The organism is Rheinheimera sp. A13L, from assembly GCF_000217935.1.
In the GTDB taxonomy this organism is placed as follows: domain Bacteria; phylum Pseudomonadota; class Gammaproteobacteria; order Enterobacterales; family Alteromonadaceae; genus Pararheinheimera.
On the sequence record NZ_AFHI01000020.1, the window covers coordinates 11,999 to 34,469 of the forward strand.

At 47.1% G+C, this 22,471-nt stretch carries 15 protein-coding genes; 3 read left to right on the plus strand and 12 right to left on the minus strand.

Annotated features, from left to right (window positions below; genetic code table 11):
* Nucleotides 1-44: 44 nt before the first annotated feature.
* Genes RHEIN_RS11760 through RHEIN_RS11785 form a run of 6 tightly spaced genes read right to left on the minus strand, consistent with a single transcriptional unit; the run spans nucleotide 45 to nucleotide 13,601 of the window.
* Entirely contained in the window at nucleotides 45-1,673 is a 1,629-nt protein-coding gene (locus RHEIN_RS11760) for an HD family phosphohydrolase (protein WP_008899194.1), read from the minus strand.
* 14 nt (nucleotides 1,674-1,687) lie between these two features.
* Complete coding sequence (locus RHEIN_RS11765; RefSeq protein ID WP_158005482.1) at nucleotides 1,688-3,895, minus strand: CHASE2 domain-containing protein; 2,208 nt, start codon at nucleotides 3,893-3,895, stop codon at nucleotides 1,688-1,690.
* The gene (locus RHEIN_RS11770) at nucleotides 3,889-4,704 is read right to left on the minus strand and encodes an MBL fold metallo-hydrolase (RefSeq protein ID WP_008899196.1); all 816 of its coding nucleotides are present in this window, start codon (nucleotides 4,702-4,704) and stop codon (nucleotides 3,889-3,891) included. Before RHEIN_RS11770 ends, RHEIN_RS11765 begins: the two co-directional genes overlap by 7 nt.
* Before the next feature lie 9 nt (nucleotides 4,705-4,713).
* Nucleotides 4,714-11,070, minus strand: coding sequence for an Ig-like domain-containing protein (locus tag RHEIN_RS11775; protein WP_008899197.1), 6,357 nt, complete (start codon nucleotides 11,068-11,070; stop codon nucleotides 4,714-4,716).
* A gap of 22 nt (nucleotides 11,071-11,092) precedes the next feature.
* Nucleotides 11,093-12,259, minus strand: coding sequence for a FecR family protein (locus RHEIN_RS11780; RefSeq protein WP_008899198.1), 1,167 nt, complete (start codon nucleotides 12,257-12,259; stop codon nucleotides 11,093-11,095).
* The gene (locus RHEIN_RS11785; RefSeq protein WP_008899199.1) at nucleotides 12,249-13,601 is read right to left on the minus strand and encodes a tetratricopeptide repeat protein; all 1,353 of its coding nucleotides are present in this window, start codon (nucleotides 13,599-13,601) and stop codon (nucleotides 12,249-12,251) included. Before RHEIN_RS11785 ends, RHEIN_RS11780 begins: the two co-directional genes overlap by 11 nt.
* A gap of 273 nt (nucleotides 13,602-13,874) precedes the next feature.
* On the opposite strand from RHEIN_RS11785, the gene RHEIN_RS11790 reads away from it, so the two are divergent.
* On the plus strand, nucleotides 13,875-15,374 hold the full coding sequence (locus RHEIN_RS11790) for a YifB family Mg chelatase-like AAA ATPase (RefSeq protein ID WP_008899200.1): 1,500 nt from the start codon (nucleotides 13,875-13,877) through the stop codon (nucleotides 15,372-15,374).
* 2 nt (nucleotides 15,375-15,376) lie between these two features.
* On the opposite strand, the gene RHEIN_RS11795 is transcribed toward RHEIN_RS11790, so the two are convergent.
* On the minus strand, nucleotides 15,377-16,555 hold the full coding sequence (locus RHEIN_RS11795; RefSeq protein WP_008899201.1) for a Bcr/CflA family efflux MFS transporter: 1,179 nt from the start codon (nucleotides 16,553-16,555) through the stop codon (nucleotides 15,377-15,379).
* A gap of 129 nt (nucleotides 16,556-16,684) precedes the next feature.
* Here RHEIN_RS11795 and RHEIN_RS11800 point away from each other — a divergent pair, with 129 nt between their 5' ends.
* Nucleotides 16,685-17,389, plus strand: coding sequence for a substrate-binding periplasmic protein (locus tag RHEIN_RS11800; RefSeq protein ID WP_008899202.1), 705 nt, complete (start codon nucleotides 16,685-16,687; stop codon nucleotides 17,387-17,389).
* 158 nt (nucleotides 17,390-17,547) lie between these two features.
* Here the strand turns inward: RHEIN_RS11800 and RHEIN_RS11805 are convergent, their stop codons facing one another.
* Nucleotides 17,548-18,099, minus strand: coding sequence for a sugar O-acetyltransferase (locus RHEIN_RS11805; RefSeq protein WP_008899203.1), 552 nt, complete (start codon nucleotides 18,097-18,099; stop codon nucleotides 17,548-17,550).
* A gap of 142 nt (nucleotides 18,100-18,241) precedes the next feature.
* Here RHEIN_RS11805 and RHEIN_RS11810 point away from each other — a divergent pair, with 142 nt between their 5' ends.
* Nucleotides 18,242-18,925, plus strand: coding sequence for a DUF3334 family protein (locus RHEIN_RS11810; RefSeq protein WP_040555124.1), 684 nt, complete (start codon nucleotides 18,242-18,244; stop codon nucleotides 18,923-18,925).
* A 3-nt stretch (nucleotides 18,926-18,928) separates the two neighbouring features.
* Here RHEIN_RS11810 and RHEIN_RS11815 read toward each other — a convergent pair whose 3' ends face one another.
* The 4 genes from RHEIN_RS11815 to RHEIN_RS11830 form a co-directional block, all read right to left on the minus strand.
* On the minus strand, nucleotides 18,929-20,152 hold the full coding sequence (locus RHEIN_RS11815) for an ATP-binding protein (RefSeq protein WP_008899205.1): 1,224 nt from the start codon (nucleotides 20,150-20,152) through the stop codon (nucleotides 18,929-18,931).
* A gap of 145 nt (nucleotides 20,153-20,297) precedes the next feature.
* A complete protein-coding gene (locus RHEIN_RS11820) occupies nucleotides 20,298-20,993 on the minus strand; it encodes a winged helix-turn-helix domain-containing protein (protein WP_008899206.1) in 696 nt (231 codons plus the stop codon).
* Nucleotides 20,993-21,367 carry a DUF3019 domain-containing protein gene (locus RHEIN_RS11825; RefSeq protein ID WP_008899207.1) on the minus strand — a complete coding sequence of 125 codons (375 nt, stop codon included), beginning with the start codon at nucleotides 21,365-21,367 and terminating at the stop codon, nucleotides 20,993-20,995. The genes RHEIN_RS11820 and RHEIN_RS11825 overlap by 1 nt, the downstream gene beginning before the upstream one ends.
* 14 nt (nucleotides 21,368-21,381) lie before the next feature.
* On the minus strand, nucleotides 21,382-22,239 hold the full coding sequence (locus tag RHEIN_RS11830) for a MipA/OmpV family protein (RefSeq protein ID WP_050801187.1): 858 nt from the start codon (nucleotides 22,237-22,239) through the stop codon (nucleotides 21,382-21,384).
* Between the last annotated feature and the right edge of the window lie 232 nt (nucleotides 22,240-22,471).

The following is a 22,471-nucleotide window of genomic DNA, read 5'->3' on the forward strand; positions in this document are numbered from 1 at the left end:
CAACTTCTTCAATGATACTTTTATAAGCCTAGTAGATTCAGAGCTTATTTACCTGCATACCTTTGTTCTGGTGGCAAATAACCCGGAATACTGTTCAGATCGATGTGATCCATCTGACCCGGTTTTAAAAATTGCTCTGCATACTGCAGATACACTTTCTGATCGATAAAAATATCAAACAAGTCCGGATCTATATGCTGGTTCTCTTTCATTCGTCCCATAATCATCAGGCATTCACTTAAAGGTTTACCCTCTTTGTAAGGACGGTCAGAAGCGGTAAGGGCTTCAAAAATATCAGCTATTGCCATCATACGGGCTGGCACTGACATTTGTTCTCTGCTTAATCCTTTGGGATAACCCGTACCATCCATTTTTTCATGATGACCACAAGCAAACTCAGGCACCCTTTGTAAATGTTTAGGGAATGGCAAAGATTCCAGCATATCAACCGTAATATCCATATGGCGGTTGATGATCTGCCGCTCTTCAGCGGTTAAGGTGCCCCGGGCTATGCTCAGGTTATAAATTTCGTTTTCCGATAGCAGATCCTGTAACTGATCTGCGATGCGGATCTGTTGCTGACGACCAAAATCAGCAACACGCTGTTGATCGTTTTTATCCATAAACTCGCCGCCAATATTGGCTTTACGCAAAAACTCGCGTTGAGCATCCAACTCAGCCAGACCTTGCGCCAGTTGTTGTTGCAATCTGGCAACTTGCTCCAGATCCTGCTGATGCGAGGCCAGATACAAAGGACCAGCCAGACTCAGTTCCAGATCTCTTTTGGCAATCTCTATTTTGGCGTCGACCAGTTCTATCCGATCAAAAATAGTCTGTAACTTGCTGGCTTTATCCATCACATATTCAGGAGTCGCTATTTTTCCACAGTCATGCAACCAGCCCGCGACACTTAATTCATGCCGATCAGCTTCAGTCAGATTAAAGTCAGCCAAAGGCCCGCTATTGTGACGATGCACAGCATCTGCCAGCATCATGGTCAGTTCAGGAACCCGCTTGCAATGACCGCCGGTATAAGGAGATTTTTCATCTATAGCTTTAGCAATAAGCCGTGCTATGCCCTGAAACAATTCCTCCATGTTTTCAATCAGTTGCTTATTAGTTAATGCCACAGCGGCCAAAGAGGCAAGTGAGCGCACTAATTCCATTTGCTGCGCGGAAAATGCACTTACTTTTCCATCCACTGTGGCGTTAATCAGCTGTAATACGCCGTTCAGTTCACCCTCATGATTTTTCATCGGCACAGTCAGAACCGACTGAGTGTGATAGCCGGTGCGCTGGTCCATACTGCGGGCTGCACTTAAGTCATACTTCTGACAGGCATAGGCATCCGGAATATGGATCATTTCACCTTCAGCTGCGGCTATAGCCACTATAGCGTGTTGATTCACTTCGCCATCTTTGTAGATAGGAATAGAAGGGAAAGGAATAGGTTGGCCTGAACTGCCGCCCATATACATATTCAGCGAATTGTTGATCAGGGTTTCAAATTTCAGACTTTTGTCGGCGGTGATTGAATAAATGGTGCCGCCATCGGCCTGAGTTAAGGTTTGAGCACTGGTGAGAATACGTTCCAGTAAGCGGGTAGTATTCCGCTCCACCGATAATGAAATACCAATTTCAATCAGATGCTTTAATACTGAAGGTTCAGTCATTTGTCTTCCCTGCCCTATTTTTCCGCATGGGTATATACACCATCCCAATCAGCGCCTGGTGGTTGCTGACGGTAATAATTTATACGATCCAGATACAAACTATACAACTTATGGCCGGAGTCTTGTTGCAACCTGATCCAGAGCGCTTCAGCTTCAGTCCAGTGTTGCTGCAAATACAGAATCAGCGCCTGCTCATGCTGCTTCAAAGCGGCAACATAATGTGGATTCTCCAGCTGCTGTGGGTCTATAGGTTCATATATAGTGACAGCTTCAGTTTTGCCTTTTACTTTGACTTTATCCACAGTACGGAAGCTTAAAGTCGGGCATTGCTGCACTGTCACCTGACTGACTAAAAACCGGACCCCATAATATTTGGTCAGACTTTCCAGCCTTGAGCCTAAATTCACTGCATCGCCCAGTACTGTGTAAGCGCGGCGGTATTCAGATCCCATGTCGCCTACATTCATTTCACCTGTATTAACGCCAACACCAATATCAATAGCAGGCAGACCATCAGAGACAAAATTCTTACTCAGTTCATCGGTGATTTTTAGCATAGAAAAACCAGCTTTCACTGCCAGCTCAGCGTGAGCTTTTACATCCAGAGGCGCATTCCAGAATGCCATCACCATATCACCCACATATTTATCTATGGTGCCCTGATGTTCAAATATAGTTTTAGTGATAGGCGAAAAGTAGCGATTTAATAAAGATTTTAATTCTGTGGCTGTCAGCTTTTCTGACAAAGTAGTAAAACCACGGATATCAGAAAACAACACTGACATTTCCTTACGTTTACCATCCAGGCTAACGCTTTCAGGGTGATTCAGCATTTCATCAATGTGAGCAGGAGGCACATACTGGTCAAAAATAGATTTAATCCGCGCTTTTTGCCGTGAAGCACCAAAAAAACCATAGATTAAATTCAGCAAGGTCAGACCTAAAATCAGTAACAAACTGGAGGTCAGTGGTAAATCCAATTTTAACACCTGCCAGCAGTACAAATTGCCCCCCAGGGTTAACAGCAACAGACTGCCGCCTGTTAACGCCAGACTGACAGGACCAAGCACAGGGAATAACACACTCATAATTAAACCCAGCACAATTAAAAACAAAAACACCAAAGCTTCAGCCCAATCCGGATGGGAGTGAATCAACTCCGGATAAATTAAACCTTCAAATACATTGGCATGCACTTCAACACCTGGGTATTGCACCCCAACAGGAGTGGAACGCAAATCCGCATGGCCAACCGCAGAAGTGCCCACAAAAACCACAGCATCTTTGAGCAAGGTTTTATCCACCATGCCATGCAACGCATCTGAAGCGGAAATATAAGGGAAACTGCGGGCTGGCCCGCGATAAGGGATAAGCACCCTGCCGTATAAATCTGTATTGATGCGGGTATTACCCACAGTGACACCGACTATGGTATTGATCTGCTCCAAAGGCGCAGTTTCCACTATTAGCTCATTTGCCAGCGCATACAAGCGGGCGGCTTCCAGCGCCAGCGAAGGGTAAACTTTGTCCTGATAACGGATCAGTAAAGCCGCCTGACGGATAAAACCATCGGGATCAGGAGAAGAGTTAATAAAACCTGTACCTGAACTTTGTTGTTGCAGCACTGCAGTATTGGCGACATAACCTGCAAAATTGCTGGCTGAACTTTGACTGGCCTGACTGTCCATAGCGACATAACTTTCAGGCAACTGACCTACAGCCAGTTGCTCTTGCTGGAACAAAAAACCCAGCACCACATCTTTATTTTCCAGACTCCTGGCAAACTGCTGATCGGCGTCCAGAGCCGGGGCTAATTGCTGCAACTCTTCCGTCATTTCTGCCGATAACTGCTGCTTTCCCCCCTGTAATACTTGCTGTACCGGGTTACGCTCGGGCTCGGAGAAAATCACATCAAAAGCCACCACAGAAGCACCTGCCGCAGTTAACTGCTCAAGCATTTGCGCTACCATCTGGCGACTCCAGGGCCAACGGCCCACCTGCTGCAAACTTTTTTCGTCTATATCCACAATAACGACAGGCAGGTCGGTCGAGGCTCTGTAAGGCAGAGTCAATTTTAATCTGCTGTCATACAATAACCCATCAAGCCGCTTTAACACCGACTGCTCTGAATAGACCGCACTGAGCTGAGCCAGCACCAGCCCCCCACTAAACAACAGACTGCACAGCAGTACCCAGTGATGACGACGCCAGTAATTCAGCACCACAACTCCATTCCTTCCAACGCCATCACTACTTCAGGCTGCTGGCCGCTCCATTGCTGCGCCAACAGATCCAATTGCTGATCGCTTCGGGCCGGATCATGGCTGAAGATCACCAGCTTTTTCACTTTAGCTTCCACAGCTAAAACCACAGCTTCAGTCACCAGCGAGTGACCCCAGCCTAATTTGTGAGGCATATCTGTTTCCAGATACTGACCATCATGGATCAGCAGATCAACTCCAGCGACAAACTCCAGCCATTGTGCTCTGGGAGTCAGCTCTTGTTGTGGCGGGAACAGTTCATTGTCTGTGACATAGGCCAGGCTCTGCCCATCTGCAGTAATACGATAAGCACTGCCGGAGCCGGGATGGTTCAGCCGGCAACGCCGGATATGAAAATCGCCAAGTTGCCACTGATCTTCTGCCATAGGGGTAATGCGTATAACAGAGGGTAACTGATTGGGCGGTACAGGAAAAAACTCACCACACATTTGCTTTAAAATAGCGTCGTGCTCACCATGCAACGTATGACCCGGAATAATGCGGATCTGCCGCCCGGCCTGATAGGCTGGTGCAAAAAAAGGAAAACCCTGAATATGATCCCAATGGTTATGGCTCAGCAGCAACACCAGTTCGGTATTGTCAGCCATCAATTCATGGCCAAGTTGCCGGATACCAGTGCCTGAATCAAGAATTAATTGCTGACCACTGTGGCTGGTCAGCAACACACAAGGCGTGTTGCCACCATAGCGCTGTGTATCCGGCCCAGGCGTGGGAATTGAGCCACGCACACCATAGAATTTAATCTGCATAATGACTCACTAAATTGTATTATTTTGGTATTCATACAGTTGGTATTGCCGCAGTGTTGCCTGGTACCCCCCGCCAGAGCCATAGTTACTCCAGCCTAATGTGACTTTGCTGCTGGTCAGCTCCATAAATAAGTCATAGGAGAAACTAAAACCAGTAAACACATAAGCACCATAAGTCGCAGAATCAGGTTCAAATGCGGGGTCCCAACGGCCAACATCAGAGCCACTGCCATCCAGCAGTACCCTTCCTACCCACGCATCAATACCTGAAGTCCCGGCCATCAATAACCGCCCCGCAGCATCAACATGGATAGTTTTGATCTGCAGATCTGCAGGCACAAGATTGCTGAAACTGTTATAAAGTCGCGGCATAGCCGAATTAAACGAATTATCCGCCAGGCCGTTTTGCAATACCCTGTACAGATAATGCGCTTGATCCCCTTCGTAATTACTCGATAGCGCCAGAACCAGATTACGGCCTGCATCAAAATCCAGGCCATTGATATACTCAGAATAGTGGTATTGGTCATTACTATTATCGACCAGATTAATCAGGCTATAACCCACACCTGCTTCACCAAAAGTATCTGAAGGGCTGTTGGCTGTATTCATCAGGACACCGTCTTCACTAAAACGTGCGACATAAAGTTGAGGGTCAGTGCTCAGATTGTATTGGCCTGCAATCACCAGGCTACCGTCCACAGGGTCCAGTTTCATTTGACTGAGTCGTTCTTCAGTTGCTGCACTGGCATCTATTTGATTGAATACGGTAAAGCCCGCAGCTGAATAACCAAAAGAACCAAGGTCCAGACTTCCATCGGTATTGAGTTGCATAACCACAACGTCTACATTGTCATAGATGTAGCCATATTCAGCTCCAATCAGCAAATGGCCATCAGCCCTGAGTTGCAGTTTCACAGCCGAAGAATGGTCATAACTACCCACAGCAGCCGGAGCTAAAGTAAAAATTCCATTCGCAAAACTGGTATCCACAGAGCCATTTTGATTCAATCTCAATGCAAAACCTGTCAGGCTGTCATTACCATCAAAGCTTTCACCAGCCAGATATATCTGATTTGAATCTGCTTCAGCTATGTCTCTTATAGTCATGTAGTCAAGCTGGTCAGAGCCCAGGAGCACCAGACCATGATTACCAAAACTCTGATCCAGAGCTCCACTGGCGGTTAAGCGGCCGATAAAAGTCTGGTAATAGTAGCCGTTCAGATAAGAGTAACTATAACCATAAAACAGAGTTTTATTGACCTGACTTCCCAGTAGCAATCTTTGACTGCCAAGCAAAATATCTTCACCAAAGCCAGCATTAAACCAGCGTTGTCCATCGCCGGAAAATGCTGTGTCCGCAGCTAAAGTATTGTGCTGATATTTACCGACCCAGTTGAAGCTGACACTTCCAGCAGCACCGTAATTTGGATTACTGAAATGATTGAGCAACCACAAGCCTGCACCATCACTTTGCAGATCCACCGCTTTTAATTGTCCATCCACCGCAAGAGGCTGATCGGACATAAAGTCTCCAATCAGATTGTATTGACTAAGCGAGACCATATCACCGCCACTCTCTGCTGTACTGGTCAGCACATAGAATCCACTCTGATCGACCGCCAGAGATTGGTAATGCAATGGATAACCTGAATGACCACTGACCTGAATAAATCCGGCAGCATTTCCAAAGCCAGGGGTCAGACTGCCGTCGTACGTCAGTTTAAAAAACACCCCATCCGGACTTGCAGGAGCAGAGGACTCAGTCACGCTGCCCACCACATACAACTCATCGTTGTGCATCACAGCATCATAAGGTTTAGAAGAAGCTAAAGAGAAATCATACTGCCGGTAGCCAACACAGCCTGGAGTACAACCAAAGGTGCTGCTGTCTGGTACAAAAGAAGAGAGGAATCGGGCGATCACTATATGATCGCCAGACGATTGGCCTATACCATAGTAGTTATGGTCGCTGTCCTGACGCACCAGGTCAAACTGCTTAATAGTACTGAGTGTACTTACCCAGCCAGACTGATAGCCGGAATCAGCAAACTCAAACAGGAAAGCAAGATCATCCTTGCTGCCAGACACCACATAATGTCCAAGATGATTCAGGATCAGATCGGTTGCCTGCACATCACCACTATCACATGGAGTGTATTCACACAGCACATAACCCTGCATATTGCCAAAGTTATAATCCAGAACTCCGTCTTCACTGAGCTTAATCAGGTAAAAACCTGAACTTCCACTCTCAAAATAGTTGGCCAGTATCACCAGTTCATTGTTGCTGGTGACTACCCCAGCTACAGCTTGCTCTGTGGCATAGACAGAAAACACCTTACTTCGGAACACACCTTTGTCCGCATAACTGGGGTCAACAGAACCATCCGGGGTTAGTCGTACGACAAAAAGCTCCTGCTCATAAGAATTGCTGACGTTACCAATCACCAGACTACTGCCGTCACTTAATGGAATTATTTGTACCGGGTCGTTGTACTCGCCGCTGAGCATCATATCTAATGACAGGTTGGCGCCGCCGGCAAAGGTCGTGTCAGGACTGACCAGCGTCTCATAGGTCTGGGCTGCAATGACTGTAATGACCACTGTGGCTGTATCCACCAGATTGGCATCGCCATTTTCTGTCACTTTAACAACCAGGCTATAAGAAGGGGTAGTGTCAGCATTCAGTAAAGACGAATCTGCAATCTGAATACCGCCACCTGAGGTAATAGCAAAAACCCCTGCTGTGTTCCCTGACAAAATTTCAAAACTGTAACTGCCCGGATCCGGGTCAGACACCGTCATGGTCAGCACATGCTGTGAATTAACATAGTCATCATAAATAGTAGCAGTTGCGTCTTGCAGAGTCGGGGGGGTATTAACAGGAAGGATATTTAGTTCCACCTGTGCATCAGAAGTTAAATTCCCCTGAGTCAGTCGATAGGTAAAATAATAGGCACCGTAGGAGCCAGTTGCAGGCTGATAGGTAAAAGTACCATCTGTGCTTAAGCTCAACGAGCCATAAGGTGGCGCCTGCACCAGACTAACACTCCGCTGTTGGTCTGGATCAAAAATATCATTCTTTAATAAAGAGTTAGCAGCAGTGACAGTGAGCAGCGTATCTTCATCCAGAGTGTAAGCATCAAAGTTTGCTAACAAGGCGGGCAACACCTGAGCCACAGTGATGGTCACAGTTGTACTGGCAGTTCTTACTCCATTTGTGACCTGATAATGAAAAATATCCTGCCCATAAAAGTGTGTATTAGGTTGATAGCTAAAGCTGCCATCCGCGTTAATACTAAGCTGCCCATAAAAAGGTCCTGAAGTGACAGAGGTGACAGTTAACCCTAATCCTGAAGGGTCTGTGTCATTGCTAAGCACACCAGCAGCGGCATTCACCTGCAACAGACTGTCCTGATTTACTGTATAGGAATCGGCATTGGCAACAGGCAAGGCAGGTATCAAACTCAGCGTAATTAAAGCCGTACCTGTAGCACCGGCGCTGTCGGTGATTTGTATAGTTAAAACCCCACTGGATCCGCCTCTGGCCTGCAAGGCACTTGCACTGGCAACCACAAGCTGGCCTTGATTGGTCACAGAAAATGCTTGAGTGTAATCTCCATTCAGAATGCTAAAGCTGTAACTCTGATTGGTTTCTGCATCTTGCCAAATTAGTTGCCCCACTACAGTTCCCTGAGCCACAGCCTCAGAAAAAGTAAAAGTAGCAGGATTTAATACAGGCGCATCATTCACCGGAGTCACAGTAATAAGCACTGTAGCCTGTGCTGACCTGGTCCCGTTGCTGGCACTGTAAACAAAACTGTCTTGTCCATAAAAGTTCAGATTTGGACTATAGCTAAAATGACCGTTGGCATTGAGGCTTAACACACCATGAGCAGGTGCTGTCACCAGACTGGCTGTCAAGCCAACCCCTTTAGGATCCACGTCATTGGCGAGCACACTGACAGTTGACGTCAGCACCTGGTCTTCCGCCACTGAATAGTTGTCATTCTTTGCAGTAACCTGAGTACTTTTAACCTTGACAGTTACGGTGGCTTGCGCTGAAAGTCCTGCACTATTTTGTGCTTTGACCGTCAGTAGTACAGAGGTCCCGGCCAACTGAACCAAAGGTGCAGGGTTTGCAACGCTGAGTATACCGGCAGCTGTCAGATCGAAAATACCTTGTGCATTACCAGCAATAAGGCTGAAGCTGATGCTTGTATCAGGAGCAGTATGAGTCACAAAAAACTGGGCCAGACCAAAACCTGGAGGGACATCATCCCAAACCTCAACCATCAAATCGGCGAACACAGGGGGGGTTGGAGCGGCAATTATAGTGATGGTCACTGTACCTGTACCCACTGCTCCTGCAGGATCCGTGACCTGATAACTAAAACTGTCTGTCCCTACAGCTGTAGCATGGGGTTGATAACTAAAAGCCCCGCTCGCTGACAAGGTCAAGACCCCTTTGGCCGGTGCAGCAACAGGGGTTGTCACCAGACTCAGGTTGTTATCATCCACATCAAACGCATGCGCTAACAAACCTGGAGCGGAAACAGATAACAAAGCGCCCTGATTCACAGAATAAGCAGATGGCTGCACCACTGGCGGATCATTTTGCGCCAGCACAGTCAGCAGCACGGTGGCAGTGCTGACCAAGCCGGCCGGGTCTTTAATCTGGTAGCTAAAGCTGTCAGTACCAAAAAAATCCTGATTAGGGATATACAAAAAACTGCCATCGGATGCCAATACCAACTGGCCATTTTTGACTGTAGTTGGCAGCTCTGTCACCAGCGTGATAGCGTCACCATCCGGGTCAAAGTCGTTAGCCAAAATGCCATTGGCAGCATCAACTACCAACCTTGCATCTTCATTCACCTGATAACTGTCATTTCGAGCAACAGGAGCAGCATTCGTCATTTCAATGCGCAGGCTGACCCTGGCCTGGGCTGAACCGCCCTGACCATCAGTTACCTGATACACAAAAAAATCTTCGCCTGCATAATTGGTTTGTGGTGTATAGCTAAAAGAGCCATCTGCATTGAGCTGCAAACTGCCATGGGCAGGTGCTGTTATGGGTGCAACCTCGACAACCAGCGTATCGCCATCCAGATCAAAATCATTATTTAATACACCAGGTGCAGCGATATTCAGGCTGTTGTTTTTATTCAGGCTATAACTGTCATCCTGAGCTACCGGCGCATCGTTCACAGGCAACACAGTTAAACTGACCAGAGCCTGAGCTGTCAGCCCTTGGGTGTCGACGATTTGATAAATAAAACTGTCATTACCAAAAAAGTTGGGCGCAGGCTGATAAATAAAAGAGCCATCGGTATTCAGTACCAAAGTTCCGTTGTCCGGCAAACGCACAGCTTGTGGGTCCAGACTAAAACTGCGGTTATCAGGATGACTGTCATTGTTCAGTAAAAAGCCTCTGAATTCAGTATCTTCGTTCAGGCTAAACTGATCAGGGGTAGCAACAGGAGCTGAAAATTCAGGTGCCCCCAGTGGTTGCACTACATGTTGCTGTGAATATAAGCTTTCACCGGACGAATCAACTCCGGTAACGAGGACAAAATAACGTTGATTTGCAATTAACCCAGGCACAGCAACAGCGGGTTGCGACAAAGCTAAAAACTGGCGGCCACCTGTTTTAGTCAGGACATTTTCTGGTGTGATACCGGGCTGCTCAGCAATATACAGGTTGTAACGGCGGGCGTTGTTGTTTGCTGCCCAATTGATCTGCGCAGTCGTATCAGTTCTGCTGGTGTTTAGCCCTGTTATGGCCTCAGGTAACCATTCAATATCCCGGGCGTCAAACATAATACGGTTACCCAACACATCTTCCAGCCACAGCTCTAAACGCAAGGAACCAGGAGTCAGGCCGAAATTACGTGGGTTCACACCGGTCACAGTTTGCGAGAAGCTTGTACCACAATTGCTGTCACATAAAACCAATGCCTGTTCACTACCGCTGAACCCCACCAATACACGGGCTATACCATCGGGATCAGCCACATCCACAGCTATGGTCAGATTGCCGCTGATGCTCTCGCCTGAACGCGGGAAACGATAATTGGCAGTACCATTACCTACCGCCAGATTTTGCACCAGATTAGTACGTAAAGGAGAACCTGCTGCCAGCGAGTTGTAGCCAAAAGCCACCATCAGGCCCATTTCAACCGGAGTGTCACCCACCGGAGGGACAACAGGAATAGTGACAGGTGGAGGCACAACAGGCCTGTCCCCTGAGGGGGTATCCGACCCACTATCCCCACCAGAGCCACCACAAGCAGTCAGCACCAGACAAAGGGTTAAGATGAACCAGCGCCGGAAAAACTCACGAAACAGAGCTACACGCATAACTTTATCCTTCAAGGCGGCGCTATTTAATCAAAAAGATACCGCCAGCAATGACCGCCGGGTTCTCAATTTCACTCAATACAAACTGCCCGAGGATCTGATCAATACCATTCACAAAAAGCGTATCGATTTGCCCCTGAGCTCTTTCATTACCGTGGCTGGCAAAATTAACACCTAATTCCAGCTGGTCCACATTCACCACACCGTTAAAAGCAGCAAACCATTCACCGCCAGCATCGTTAAAAGACAATTCGCCTTGAGGTACTGTGCCATTATCAAAATCTATGGTCAGACTGACCTGAAAGTCAGATACTGCGCCTTCGGTACTTTGTACGCTGAACTGCTCAAGAGTGTTGTATTGGTAACTGCCGGTACGCGCTGCGATCAAGTCAGCAACTGGAATTTGCTCACTGCTGCCCTGATAGGATTGCGCCGCAATAAAGGACGTATCTTCTGAACCTTGACTTGATACTGAGTTTGTAGCCTGAGTGAGCACAGTATTTGAGCCTGTATCTGTGTTGCTGCCTGATCCAATGCTGCTTTCCTCGCCACCAGCACCTGTCTCTCCTGCAAATTCAGCTGGGGGTGATAACAAAGGAGTGACTTGTCCTGCAGCGCTGATGCTCGCAAAGGATGCACTTTCACCACCACCAAAAGTGACATTTTCTACAGTGCCGTCTGCTCTGGTAACTTGTAATTCAATCTGACCATCCCAAACCCCAACCAACATAATTTCGTTGATGTAGGACAACTGAAAGGTAGTACCTCGTATCCCTATACTGCCGACAGGAGTTTTCAGTTGATAGTTACCCGCATCGCCTTTAATAGAGCCTGTGACAGTACGCAGACTGCCTTTCACCAGCTCCATCACCACTGAGCCTTGTTCTGTGCCTGAACCGGCCTTGTATTCAGAGATCAGCAGTTCTGTATCGCTTTGTAAGGCTAACAGAGCGCCATCAAGCATTCTGAACTGGGCCTGGCTTTGCGCTCCGGTACTGACCTGATCAATATTAAAAACCGGCGCTTTACGATTCAAATCACGGCTTTGTTGGGTATCAGTTGCTGTTGCCGTCACATTACCTCTGGCCATCAATGTCAGGCCTGCATTTCCCGTTTGCTCCTGCGCCGACAGAGCAAGACTACATAAAGCCAGCATTGGCATAACAATCACACTAAGGTTAGAACGCATAGCTGGCTCCTAGCACACATTCTGTGCGGTCATATTCATACAAAGTTACAGGGCTGTTTTTATTAGTGTAGCTGCATCTGAGCTCAGTGCCGAACGAGGCCGAATACTGCCAAATCCAACTGCCCGTGAAGGAGAATAATGCTTCATCCCGCACTACCCTGAATAAGGGATGAGGCGCTTTATGACTGATGTCTTGTAGTTCAGCTCTGGCGATAAGAATATGGGAAGCACTGGCCAGCCAGATGGTGCTGTAACTTAAAGAACTGACCACTCTGCTGTTATAGTCAGCACTTTCAAGACGGCTGCGCTCATTGGACACGCTGATATTGGCCTGATTGATCCAGCGGCTGCCTTTGCGCTCCCAGGACGCGCTCAGAGCGTGCAGGGTCAGGTTTAGTCTGTCATCTATTCTGTTGTCTGAACGACCTGATACCCACTGCAGACCCACAGAATTCAGCGCATTCATCTGATATTTTCCGCTAATTTGGCCGCCCCAGTCATTACGATACAACTGTCCGTCCAAACGCAAAGGCCTGCTGTAAGCGCGCATGCTGTAACTGTACTGCTGATAATCAGCCTCAAAACCCGCGCGGACCGCCAGGGTTTCCCTGTCAAACTCGGACAACTGATTAAACTTTGTAGCACCCAATTGTGCATCGGCCAGCCAGGCATAACGTTGGTCCTGCTGCCAGCGGCCATCGAAGCTGTATCCAAGCTGGTGAAAGTTATCACTGCTCGCCTGGCTTTGTGGAAACACATCAATTTCCCCTAAAGAAGGGATAAAAACTCTGTCTTCAGCAGTACCACTGTTGACGTTGTCATCATGGCCAAAGCCGTACCTGATCTTATGCCGCTGATGGCCTTTTAACTTAGTTTGTTCCCACTCTGCTGCGCTGCGTAACTTAGAGACAGGTTCAACCAAATCTGCTTGTGGCTGTTTCTCAAGTTGATCCAACTGACGTAAAGCCGCAGGATAATTTTTTGTTTTGTAATAGGCCTGAGCTAAGGTAAAACGAGCTTGTTGCCATTGTGGTTTCTCAGCAACAACACGTTCAAGCGCAAATACAGCTCTGTCATTTTGACCTACATGCAAGGCAATACGACCATAAGCCATATCAAAATCCGGGTCGCCCGCCAGCTCCATTTCTAAAGCTTCAGCCAACTGATACGCCTGGTCCAATTGACCTGCTTTGACCAGTTGAATAAATTCAGCCTTTTGTTGTTCTGTATTTTGCGCTGCGGCAAAGAGCGGAGAAACCGCCGCACTCAACAAAATAAAAAGGCCTATTTTTAAAAGAGGCGTGCGGTTGGCTTTCACTTTGGGTCTCCCTACTTTATTCACTGCAACCTCTTTTTTCTGGTGGTGGTCAGACAGGTGGAGTATTTGATTGAAAATTTTTTATTCTGCTGTAACAGGAATAGCAGGAAATGAAAAAAAGGAAAGTCCAAACTTTGGATTTTATAGTTGAAACGAAAAATAAATAGTCTGCATAAACATAGATTTAGCAGTTAATTTATGCTCCTAAATCCCCACTTTTATCAATTCGGCAACCGAACTGGCTAATTCAGATTCCAAGGTTAAAATTAAGTAAACAAATTTATCTGAGGATGGATCATGGCACTGGCCTTAGTCCATAGCAGAGCTCGCTGTGGTTTAGAGGCACCGCTGGTGACAGTAGAGGTGCATTTAAGCCGTGGTTTGCCTGGTTTTCAGCTGGTAGGTTTACCTGAAACCTCTGTCAGGGAAGCCAAAGACAGAGTGCGTAGTGCACTGATTAATAGTGGTTTTGAGTTTCCGGATCATAAAATCACTGTCAACCTGGCCCCTGCTGACTTACCTAAAGAAGGCGGTCGCTTTGATTTAGCTATAGCCCTTGGCATACTGCATGCGAGCGGTCAGTTACAGGCTGATTTATCAGCTTATGAATTTTTTGGAGAACTGGCATTATCTGGCGAAATCCGCAGCATAACAGGAGAAATCCCTCTGGCTTTGGCCTGTAAAATTGCCGGACACACAGCGGTATTTCCTTTGAAAAATGCCATACAAGCTCAACAAGTGCCTGATCTGAAGGTTTTTGGCACTGAGCATTTATTACAGGTGCATGCCTTTTTATTAGATCATCAGGATTTACCCGCTATTCCGGCTATCCCTGATACTCAGGCTGAACCTTACCCGGATCTGGCCGAAGTACGGGGCCAGGCTCAGGCCAAAAGAGCATTGGAGATAGCAGCAGCTGGCGAACATAATCTGCTGATGTTTGGCCCGGCAGGCACAGGAAAATCAATGCTGGCTCAACGTTTACCCGGCATACTTCCCACCTTAACCGATCAGGAAGCTTTGGAAACCGCAGCCATTTATTCAGTAGCAGCACAGCCCCGTACTTTGCAGCAATGGCATCAGCGCCCCTTCCGTCAGCCTCATCACAGCTGCTCTGCTGTTGCTTTGGTCGGAGGTGGTTCTGTGCCCCGCCCCGGCGAAATTTCCTTAGCCCATAGCGGAATCCTGTTCCTTGATGAGGTACCTGAGTTTCCGCGTATGGTGCTCGAATCCCTGCGCCAGCCGCTGGAAAGCGGTAAAGTATTTATTTCAAGAGCGGCCCGACAGGCTGAGTTTCCAGCCAATTTTCAGTTGGTAGTGGCGCTGAACCCCAGCCCTTCAGGGCATCATAAAGATGGCCGTTCCAGTCCGGAACAGATCAGGCGTTATTTAAGCCGCCTGTCAGGTCCTTTTCTAGACAGAATAGAATTACAGGTAGAAGTGCCTTTATTGCCCAAAGGCAGTTTAAGCCAGACGAAAAGCGAAGAGTCCAGTGCTCTGGTGAAACAACGGGTGGAGGCAGCCAGAATGCTACAATGGCAACGCCAAGGCAAAGCCAATGCGCGTTTAAATCTGACGGAACTGGAGCAGCATTGCCGTTTACAACCAACAGATGCGGATTATTTTGAAACTTGCCTGACTCAGTTAAAGCTGTCAGCCCGCAGTTATCATAAGCTATTAAAAGTAGCCCGTACTCTGGCCGATTTAGCACAGCGGCCACAAATAGAACGTAACGATTTACTCGAAGCCCTGAGTTACCGCTCTTTTGACCGCTTACTGAATTATTTACAGTCCTAGAATTATTTAACAGCTTTGGTCTGATACACACCAAAAAACTGACTTACAGCAATAGCCACTACGCCAGAAAACATCAGTACAGAAAACGGCAATGCAGTACCAGTGTATCCCAACGCCAATAAGGGGCCTGCCAAAGCACCACTGCCAAAACGTAAAGTGCCAATCACAGCTGTTGCTGTACCGCTATGCTCTGGAAACCGCATTAAAATCATGGCATCGGCATTGGTGGCTATCAGCCCAAGACTTGCCATCAGCGGCGCTATACTCAGCACAGTAAAAAGCAAACCCAATTCAAACCAGTTGGCCAGACAAAGCACAACAGAGCTGAACAAGGCCAGCATCAGTCCCAAATTCAGCATTCGCTGCGGGCCAAATCTGCCGACATATCTGCTGTTACAAAAATTGGCCAGCATCAACATCCCCACATTCAGCGCAAACAGCAGGCTAAACAACTGCTCGTTGACGCCATAATATTCAATGTAAACAAAAGGTACTGCTGTTAAAAAACAGAAAAAAGCAAAAGAGGCAAACATTGAAGTCGCAATTTGTGGTCGTGCCGCCACATTGGCAAAAACAAAACGGTACCCTGCCAGAAACTCCAGCTTTCGCCCTTTAATCACAGGCACAGGATCGGGTAAAAAGCGCCAGGTCAACAGCAGTATGAAAGACGAATAAAGCGCCAATACCAGAAATATATCCTGCCAGTGGCCAACCCATAACACAGCGCTGCCAATGGCAGGCGCTATTAAAGGTGCCATCATCATAATCATCGAAACATAAGACATGCCTTTAGCAGTATTTTCCTGATACAAAGCGCGGATAATACCAGGCACAACTACAGTGGCTGCGCTGCCGGAAAAAGCCTGAAAAGCACGCAAACCCAACAACCACTGTGCATCCTGACAAAAAACCAGAGCAAAACTGGCCAGACTAAAAAATAACAGACCACAGAGCGCCAGTGGACGCCGGCCTATGGCATCTGCTAAAGGACCAAAGAGCAACATCCCCAGACCATAAGCGGCCAGATAGACACTTAAGGATTGCTGGATCAGGCCAATATCTGTGCCCAGTTCATCAGCCATCACTGGCATAGCAGGCAAATACATATCAATAGCCAAAGGCGTAGTTGCAACTATACTGGCAAGCAGCAGTAACAACCCAAAAGACACTGTTTTACTCATGATCATACTCAGGCAGGAAGTAAAGAAATGATAACTGATCTCAATAAAATTATTGCAGGCTAAATCGCAAAAATTGCGACACTGGTCCTGAACTGTGCTAAATAATCAGAGTCTTCCCGGAGTTTTGCTATGAAATGTCTAGTTGTATTGTTAAGCCTGCTTTGCGCCCTGGTGCAGGCTGCGCCATTAAAAGTAGGGTTGCATGACTCTGCGCCCTGGGCTTATCGGAATGCTCAGGGCGAAATTACCGGGCTGGATTATGAAATAGTCAAAACCATTTTACAGCGTGAAGGCATTGAAGCCGAATTTGAGCTTTATAGTTACAGCCGTTTATTAAAACTCTTCTCAGAAAAAAAGCTGGATATGGCCAGTCCAGTCGGCGTGCCTTATCCCGGCGCATTTTATAGCCAGCCTTACTTTACTGTGCTGGATGTTGTGGTGACCAAAAACAGCAGCCCTTTGTCGATTAATAGCCTGAAAGATTTGGAAGGGAAAACTATAGTCGCCTACCAGCAAGCCAGTGAAGTACTGGGTCCGGATTTTGCTGCAACTGTTAAAAAAGCCCATTATCTGGAGGAGGCTGACAGAGTACAGCAGTTTGAATTATTGATGAACGACAGGGTCCAGTTGATGATAGGTGACGCCAAAGTGCTGGCTTATTACGCAACCAAACATTATGGAGCCAAAAGCATCAAGAGCCACCAGATACTGCCCTCTGTAGATTACCCTGCAGCCTTCTGGAATGCAGAATTACAGGCAAAGTTTAACTCAGGTCTGCTGCACCTGACCGAGTCAGGCGAGTTTGACCAGATCCACGCTAAACCCCGGCTTTAATTCAGGCTGTTGATGCGAGTTTGACCGGGTCCACACTCAAACCCAGTTTCAATTCAGGCTTTTAATGCGAGTTTGACCGGGTCCATGCTAAAACCCAATTTCAATTCAGGCTGTTGATGCGAGTTTGACCGGGTCCAGATCAACACTAAACCCCAGTTTCAATTCAGGCTTTTGATTATTGTTGCCGGATTACCCGCCACTACTTTATAAGCTGGTACATCTTTCGTCACCACAGCACCGGCCGCGATTACAGCACCTTCACCTACCTTAACGCCAGGCAAAATAATAGCGCCACCGCCCACCCACACCGAATGACCTATAGTCACAGCTTTGCCTTGTTCGAGCCCAGTTTTACGCTGAGCCGCATCCAACGGGTGAGTCACAGTGTAAACTTGTACTCCAGGCCCAAACAGCACATCATCGCCAATACTGACTTTTGCCGCATCTAAAATAACGCAGTTGTGGTTGGCATAGAAATTCTGGCCCAGCTCAATATTCTTGCCATAGTCACAGAAAAAATTCGGCTCTATATAACAGCTGCCCACTTTGCCAAATAGCTGCCTTGCTAACTCTTGATGAGCTTTAAAAGGCAAAGGGCCTTGCTGGTTAAGCTGAGCACATAAAGCCTTGGCCTGTACCCGCTGCTTGGCCAACACTTTATCTGCCGGATTAAACCATAAAGCTGCGGCCATTTTTTCCTGTTCAGTCATCTGTTACTGCCTTTGTTTAACTTATAGATAAGTGAGTGCTGCTGGCAGAGCCATTAACACAAAGCTTCAGGCTTTTTATAGTCTTATGCGTTGGAATAGAGATATACTAAGGCTAATGTCGTTGTTTAGCCGGGTTTATCAGATGAAAAAAACTAAAGTAGTGACCACCGAAGAAATATTACTCACCCTCTGCCATTCCGTTACTCAGGTATTAGCTGCAGCAGGCAACGATAAAGTTGCCTATTCACCTATGGTACAAAAAATCCAAAAAACCTGCCTGCGCCCTGATCTTGGCTGTTTTGTGTTATTTGACGGTGGGTTTTCTGGTTTAGTCATTATCAACTTTACGTCGCAAGCAGCGATGGAAATTTACCGTAAATACATGATGAGCATGGGTATGCCAGAATCTGAACTGGCTAATTTCCATACCTCAGACGAAGTAGGTAATGTGATGGGCGAACTGATGAACCAAATCGTCGGCGACTTCACCAACAGAGTCCGTATGGAGCTGCAAACCTCTATTAATCAAAGCCAGCCAAAAATGATGGCGATTAATAAACAAGTGCAAATCATGATCAATACTCAGTTGGATCAGCCTCAGGCCCGACGGGTCACCTTCAGCACACCAAACCATGCAATTTTTTATATGGAATTGTCGATGGATAAAACTGAATTTATCCAACTGCACGATTTCATCCCAACACAGGATGAAAATCCGGACGATATTATTGCCAATACCAATGCGGCAGAATCAGAAGCGGCAGAAGCTGTTGAAGTATTAACTTCTGATGCGGATGATGATTTCCTGAAAAATCTGGGGCTTTAAGGTCTACATTCTGCCATCGGAGCGCGGCTCAGATGGCAGTTTTATCCGGAAGCTGGCGCCACCTAAACGACTTTCACCCACTTCAATACTGGCTTTATGCCATTCAAGCACACGACAGACAATAGCCAGCCCTAAACCAAAACCACCAAAACCTTTTTGTCTGCTGGGGTCTAAACGCACAAAAGGTTTAAGTATTTCCGCCCTTTTTTCTGGCGCTATGCCAGGACCATCGTCTTCGACACCTATTTCAATACCAGATGCAGCAGGCTCTACTACCAGTAACACTTTGCTCCTGGCAAAACGTTTGGCATTCACCAGTAAGTTTTGTACCGCCCTTTCCAGATAGTGGCCATCACAGATATAAACACAGCTGTTGCTCAGGTGCAGTTCAATGGCAGCACCGGGCAAAGGAGATAACTTCTCCACTAAATTTTGCAGCAACTCAGACAAGTCTACCTGCTGCATCTTCAACTGAGGTTGCGTGGATTCAAGACGGGCGTAATCCAGCATCTCGTCCACCAGTTGCTCCAGCTCTTTGACATCATTCAGCATCAACTGTTTTTCGTCCTGGGCCAAAGCAGACAGCTCCAAAGCAAAACTTAAACGGGCTAAAGGCGTACGCAACTCGTGCGAAACGGCCTGCGTCATTTCACGCTGTAAACCAAGCAATCGCTGGATTTGTTGTCGCATTTGTTCAAAGCTAATGGCGATTGGAGCAATGAATGAGCGAACAGGAACAGCAGCTGTGCCTGTCGGATCCGATAATTGTTGTTTTAACTTCTGAATATCACGGGCTACAGGCCAGAGCCATAACCAGACAGCTATAGCCAACAGACCCAAAAACAACAAACTAAACCAATAAGAGGGCACTGTACTCTCGCTCAGATCTGTAGGCCCCAACTGCCATAATTCGCCCTGCTGCATAGTGTAAAAAAACACCTGATCCCGGGTGAACAAAGGCACAACCTGCCCCGCCTCTAATGCAGCTTGTTCAGCTTCAGACCATAAAATACTGCCTGCAGGCAACAAAGTGACAGGTAAAGCAGAAGAAAGCTGAGCTTGGGGTAAAGACTGTGTCCTGAGTTGACCGGCAAGATTGTCTGCCACCAGCATAACCCAAGGCGGGACCTGGCTTTGTGTTTCCTGCCAGATACGCTCTACTGTCCAGCCAACACCAATCAGTACCAGCGAAATAAACAAGTAAAAATGCAGAAATAATCTGGACACTTACTAAAACCCAAAGCAATTGGAATTGCAGCGCGACGACAAGCGCATCAAACCGCAATCGCATAGGTGCGCTATGTGATTGCGGCGAGACTCTTTACCATAACAGCATGCAGTCAACAAAGCTGCGGCTTCAAGTGAGCAGGGTTTATGAGTTCCAGGCATCAGCAACAAACAAATATCCTTTGCCCCACACAGTTTTGATCCGGAAAGGCGTTTCAGCATTGTCATTTAACTTTCGGCGCAAATGCGATACCCGCACATCGACAGTGCGATCCAGACCATCGTATTCACGACCAATAATTTGTTTGTGAATAGCCTCACGTTTGACGGTCTGGCCGGCATGTTTAGCTAACATCCATAACAAATCAAACTCGTAGCTGGTTAATTCAACCAGTTGTCCGTCAAAGTGAGCTTCGCGGGCACTGTTGTTCAGATTCAGCTTGCCGAAGCTAAGCTCCTGATTTTCAGTTTTCTGAACTGGATTGCCGCGTCTTAATAACGCATGAACCCGAGCCAGTAATACACGAGGCTCCACAGGTTTAATCACATAATCATCAGCGCCCAATTCCAAACCCAGCACCTGATCGATATCACCTTGCTTGGCCGTTAACATCAGCACAGGAGCGGTAAACCAGGGGCGTATAGCCCGGCAAATGCTAAAACCATCCATACCAGGCAACATCAGGTCAAGAATAACCAGATCAGGCTGCCAGGTCTGGCAAATAGCAGGCACAGTATCACCTCTGCTTTCCTGTCTGACGTCAAAACCATGTTGCTGCAAAAAACTCTGCACTAAAGCCGCCAGACGGGCATCATCTTCAACTAATAAGATTTTTTGCATTAAAACACACTCCAGGGAGCCACCAGACGGCGTCTTTTTTCCGGCTGACGGCTTAATACAATTAACTCTTTTTGCAACAACACTTGCCTGTCGTTTTGCAATCTCACTTCCGTTTTACCTGGCCAGTTTAACTCTTGTTGCCACTGTCCCTGTTGTGCCTGTTGCCAACACTGCATCTGTTGTTGTGCAAAATACAGACATAAATTTTCCGCCTTACTGCTGCTCCAACTGACGGTCAGCTGTGCTTCACAATTTTGTTCCACTGTTGCAGCAACGCAAAAAGCCGGACTTACAGACCAGCATAATTCAGCATTGCATTCAGGGACTTGAGCGGTCGCCAGCAGCATATTACCGGCGAATAACAGCCCGAACATTCCCTATCCTTGCGTCAATAAAAGCGATAACTTACACCTACAAACCAGGTCTGCACTGAATCATCCTGCACTAACGGACTATCCGTCATTGCATCATCCAAATGCAGATATCTATAAAAAGTCAGCAATGACCAACGCTGGTTCAACGCTTTTTGCCAGCCTAACCTTAATTCAGGTTGCCAGCTGGCACTGCCCTGATAACGCTGCAGATAATAGAGGTCATCCTCGTCGACACCATAATAGGTCTCGATGAGTTTGGCGCTTTTCCAGTATAAACTGGTACTAAGGTCAAACTGTCCTCCAGCAAAAGGCCAAAACCGTGACCAGCTCAGGCTGGCGTTCTGACCTTTGTACTTTGAACTGATGTCCTGCCACAGGTTCAATCGGCTTTGCCATTGCTCACCAAACCAGTTGAACTGTATACCAGCGTCTACTGCTGTGGGCCGTTTTTTGACATCTGTAATAGACACTGCAGCCAGAGATTTTTCAGTGCCAGTGTCGACTTCCGGTGGCAGCAAGGATCCTGAAGTCCTCATACTGACTACATTGCCGGCAAACCAACGCTGGAAATAGCCTTTTTCTGAATTCAGCCGCATCACCATACTGACGGCAAATTGCTCATTTTGCTTTAGGCTATATCCCAAAGTACCATTATCAATAAACCAGGAGTCAGTGTAATAACTAAAGTCAGGTAAAAGCAGCATAGGAAAGCTGTCGCCGTCATACAATGGATTACTGCGTTGCCCTGCCCCCAAAGCCATAGAAAGCTGAAACTGATGGGGAGCTACGCAGCCTTCTTCATCAGTAGCGCATGCGAATGCAGTACTGCTGCCTAAAAGACAGAAAAGAAAAAGCCAAGCCACTGATTTCATCAAAATACTACCCAAAGCATGAATGGCCTTCACTTTAGCATTGAAAGCAAAACAGCTTAAGTAAAGTTAACAACTTCACACAAATTGCCGCATAAAATCACAGCAAAGCAGCAGGCTTTTTCTGACCCGAAGCACAGGAGCTAAAGACCTTTTCTCTGCAGGGGTGAAAAGGATCCAACAGGCTAATTTAATGCTATGATGCCGGACGCTCACAAGAACAATCAGCTTGTAG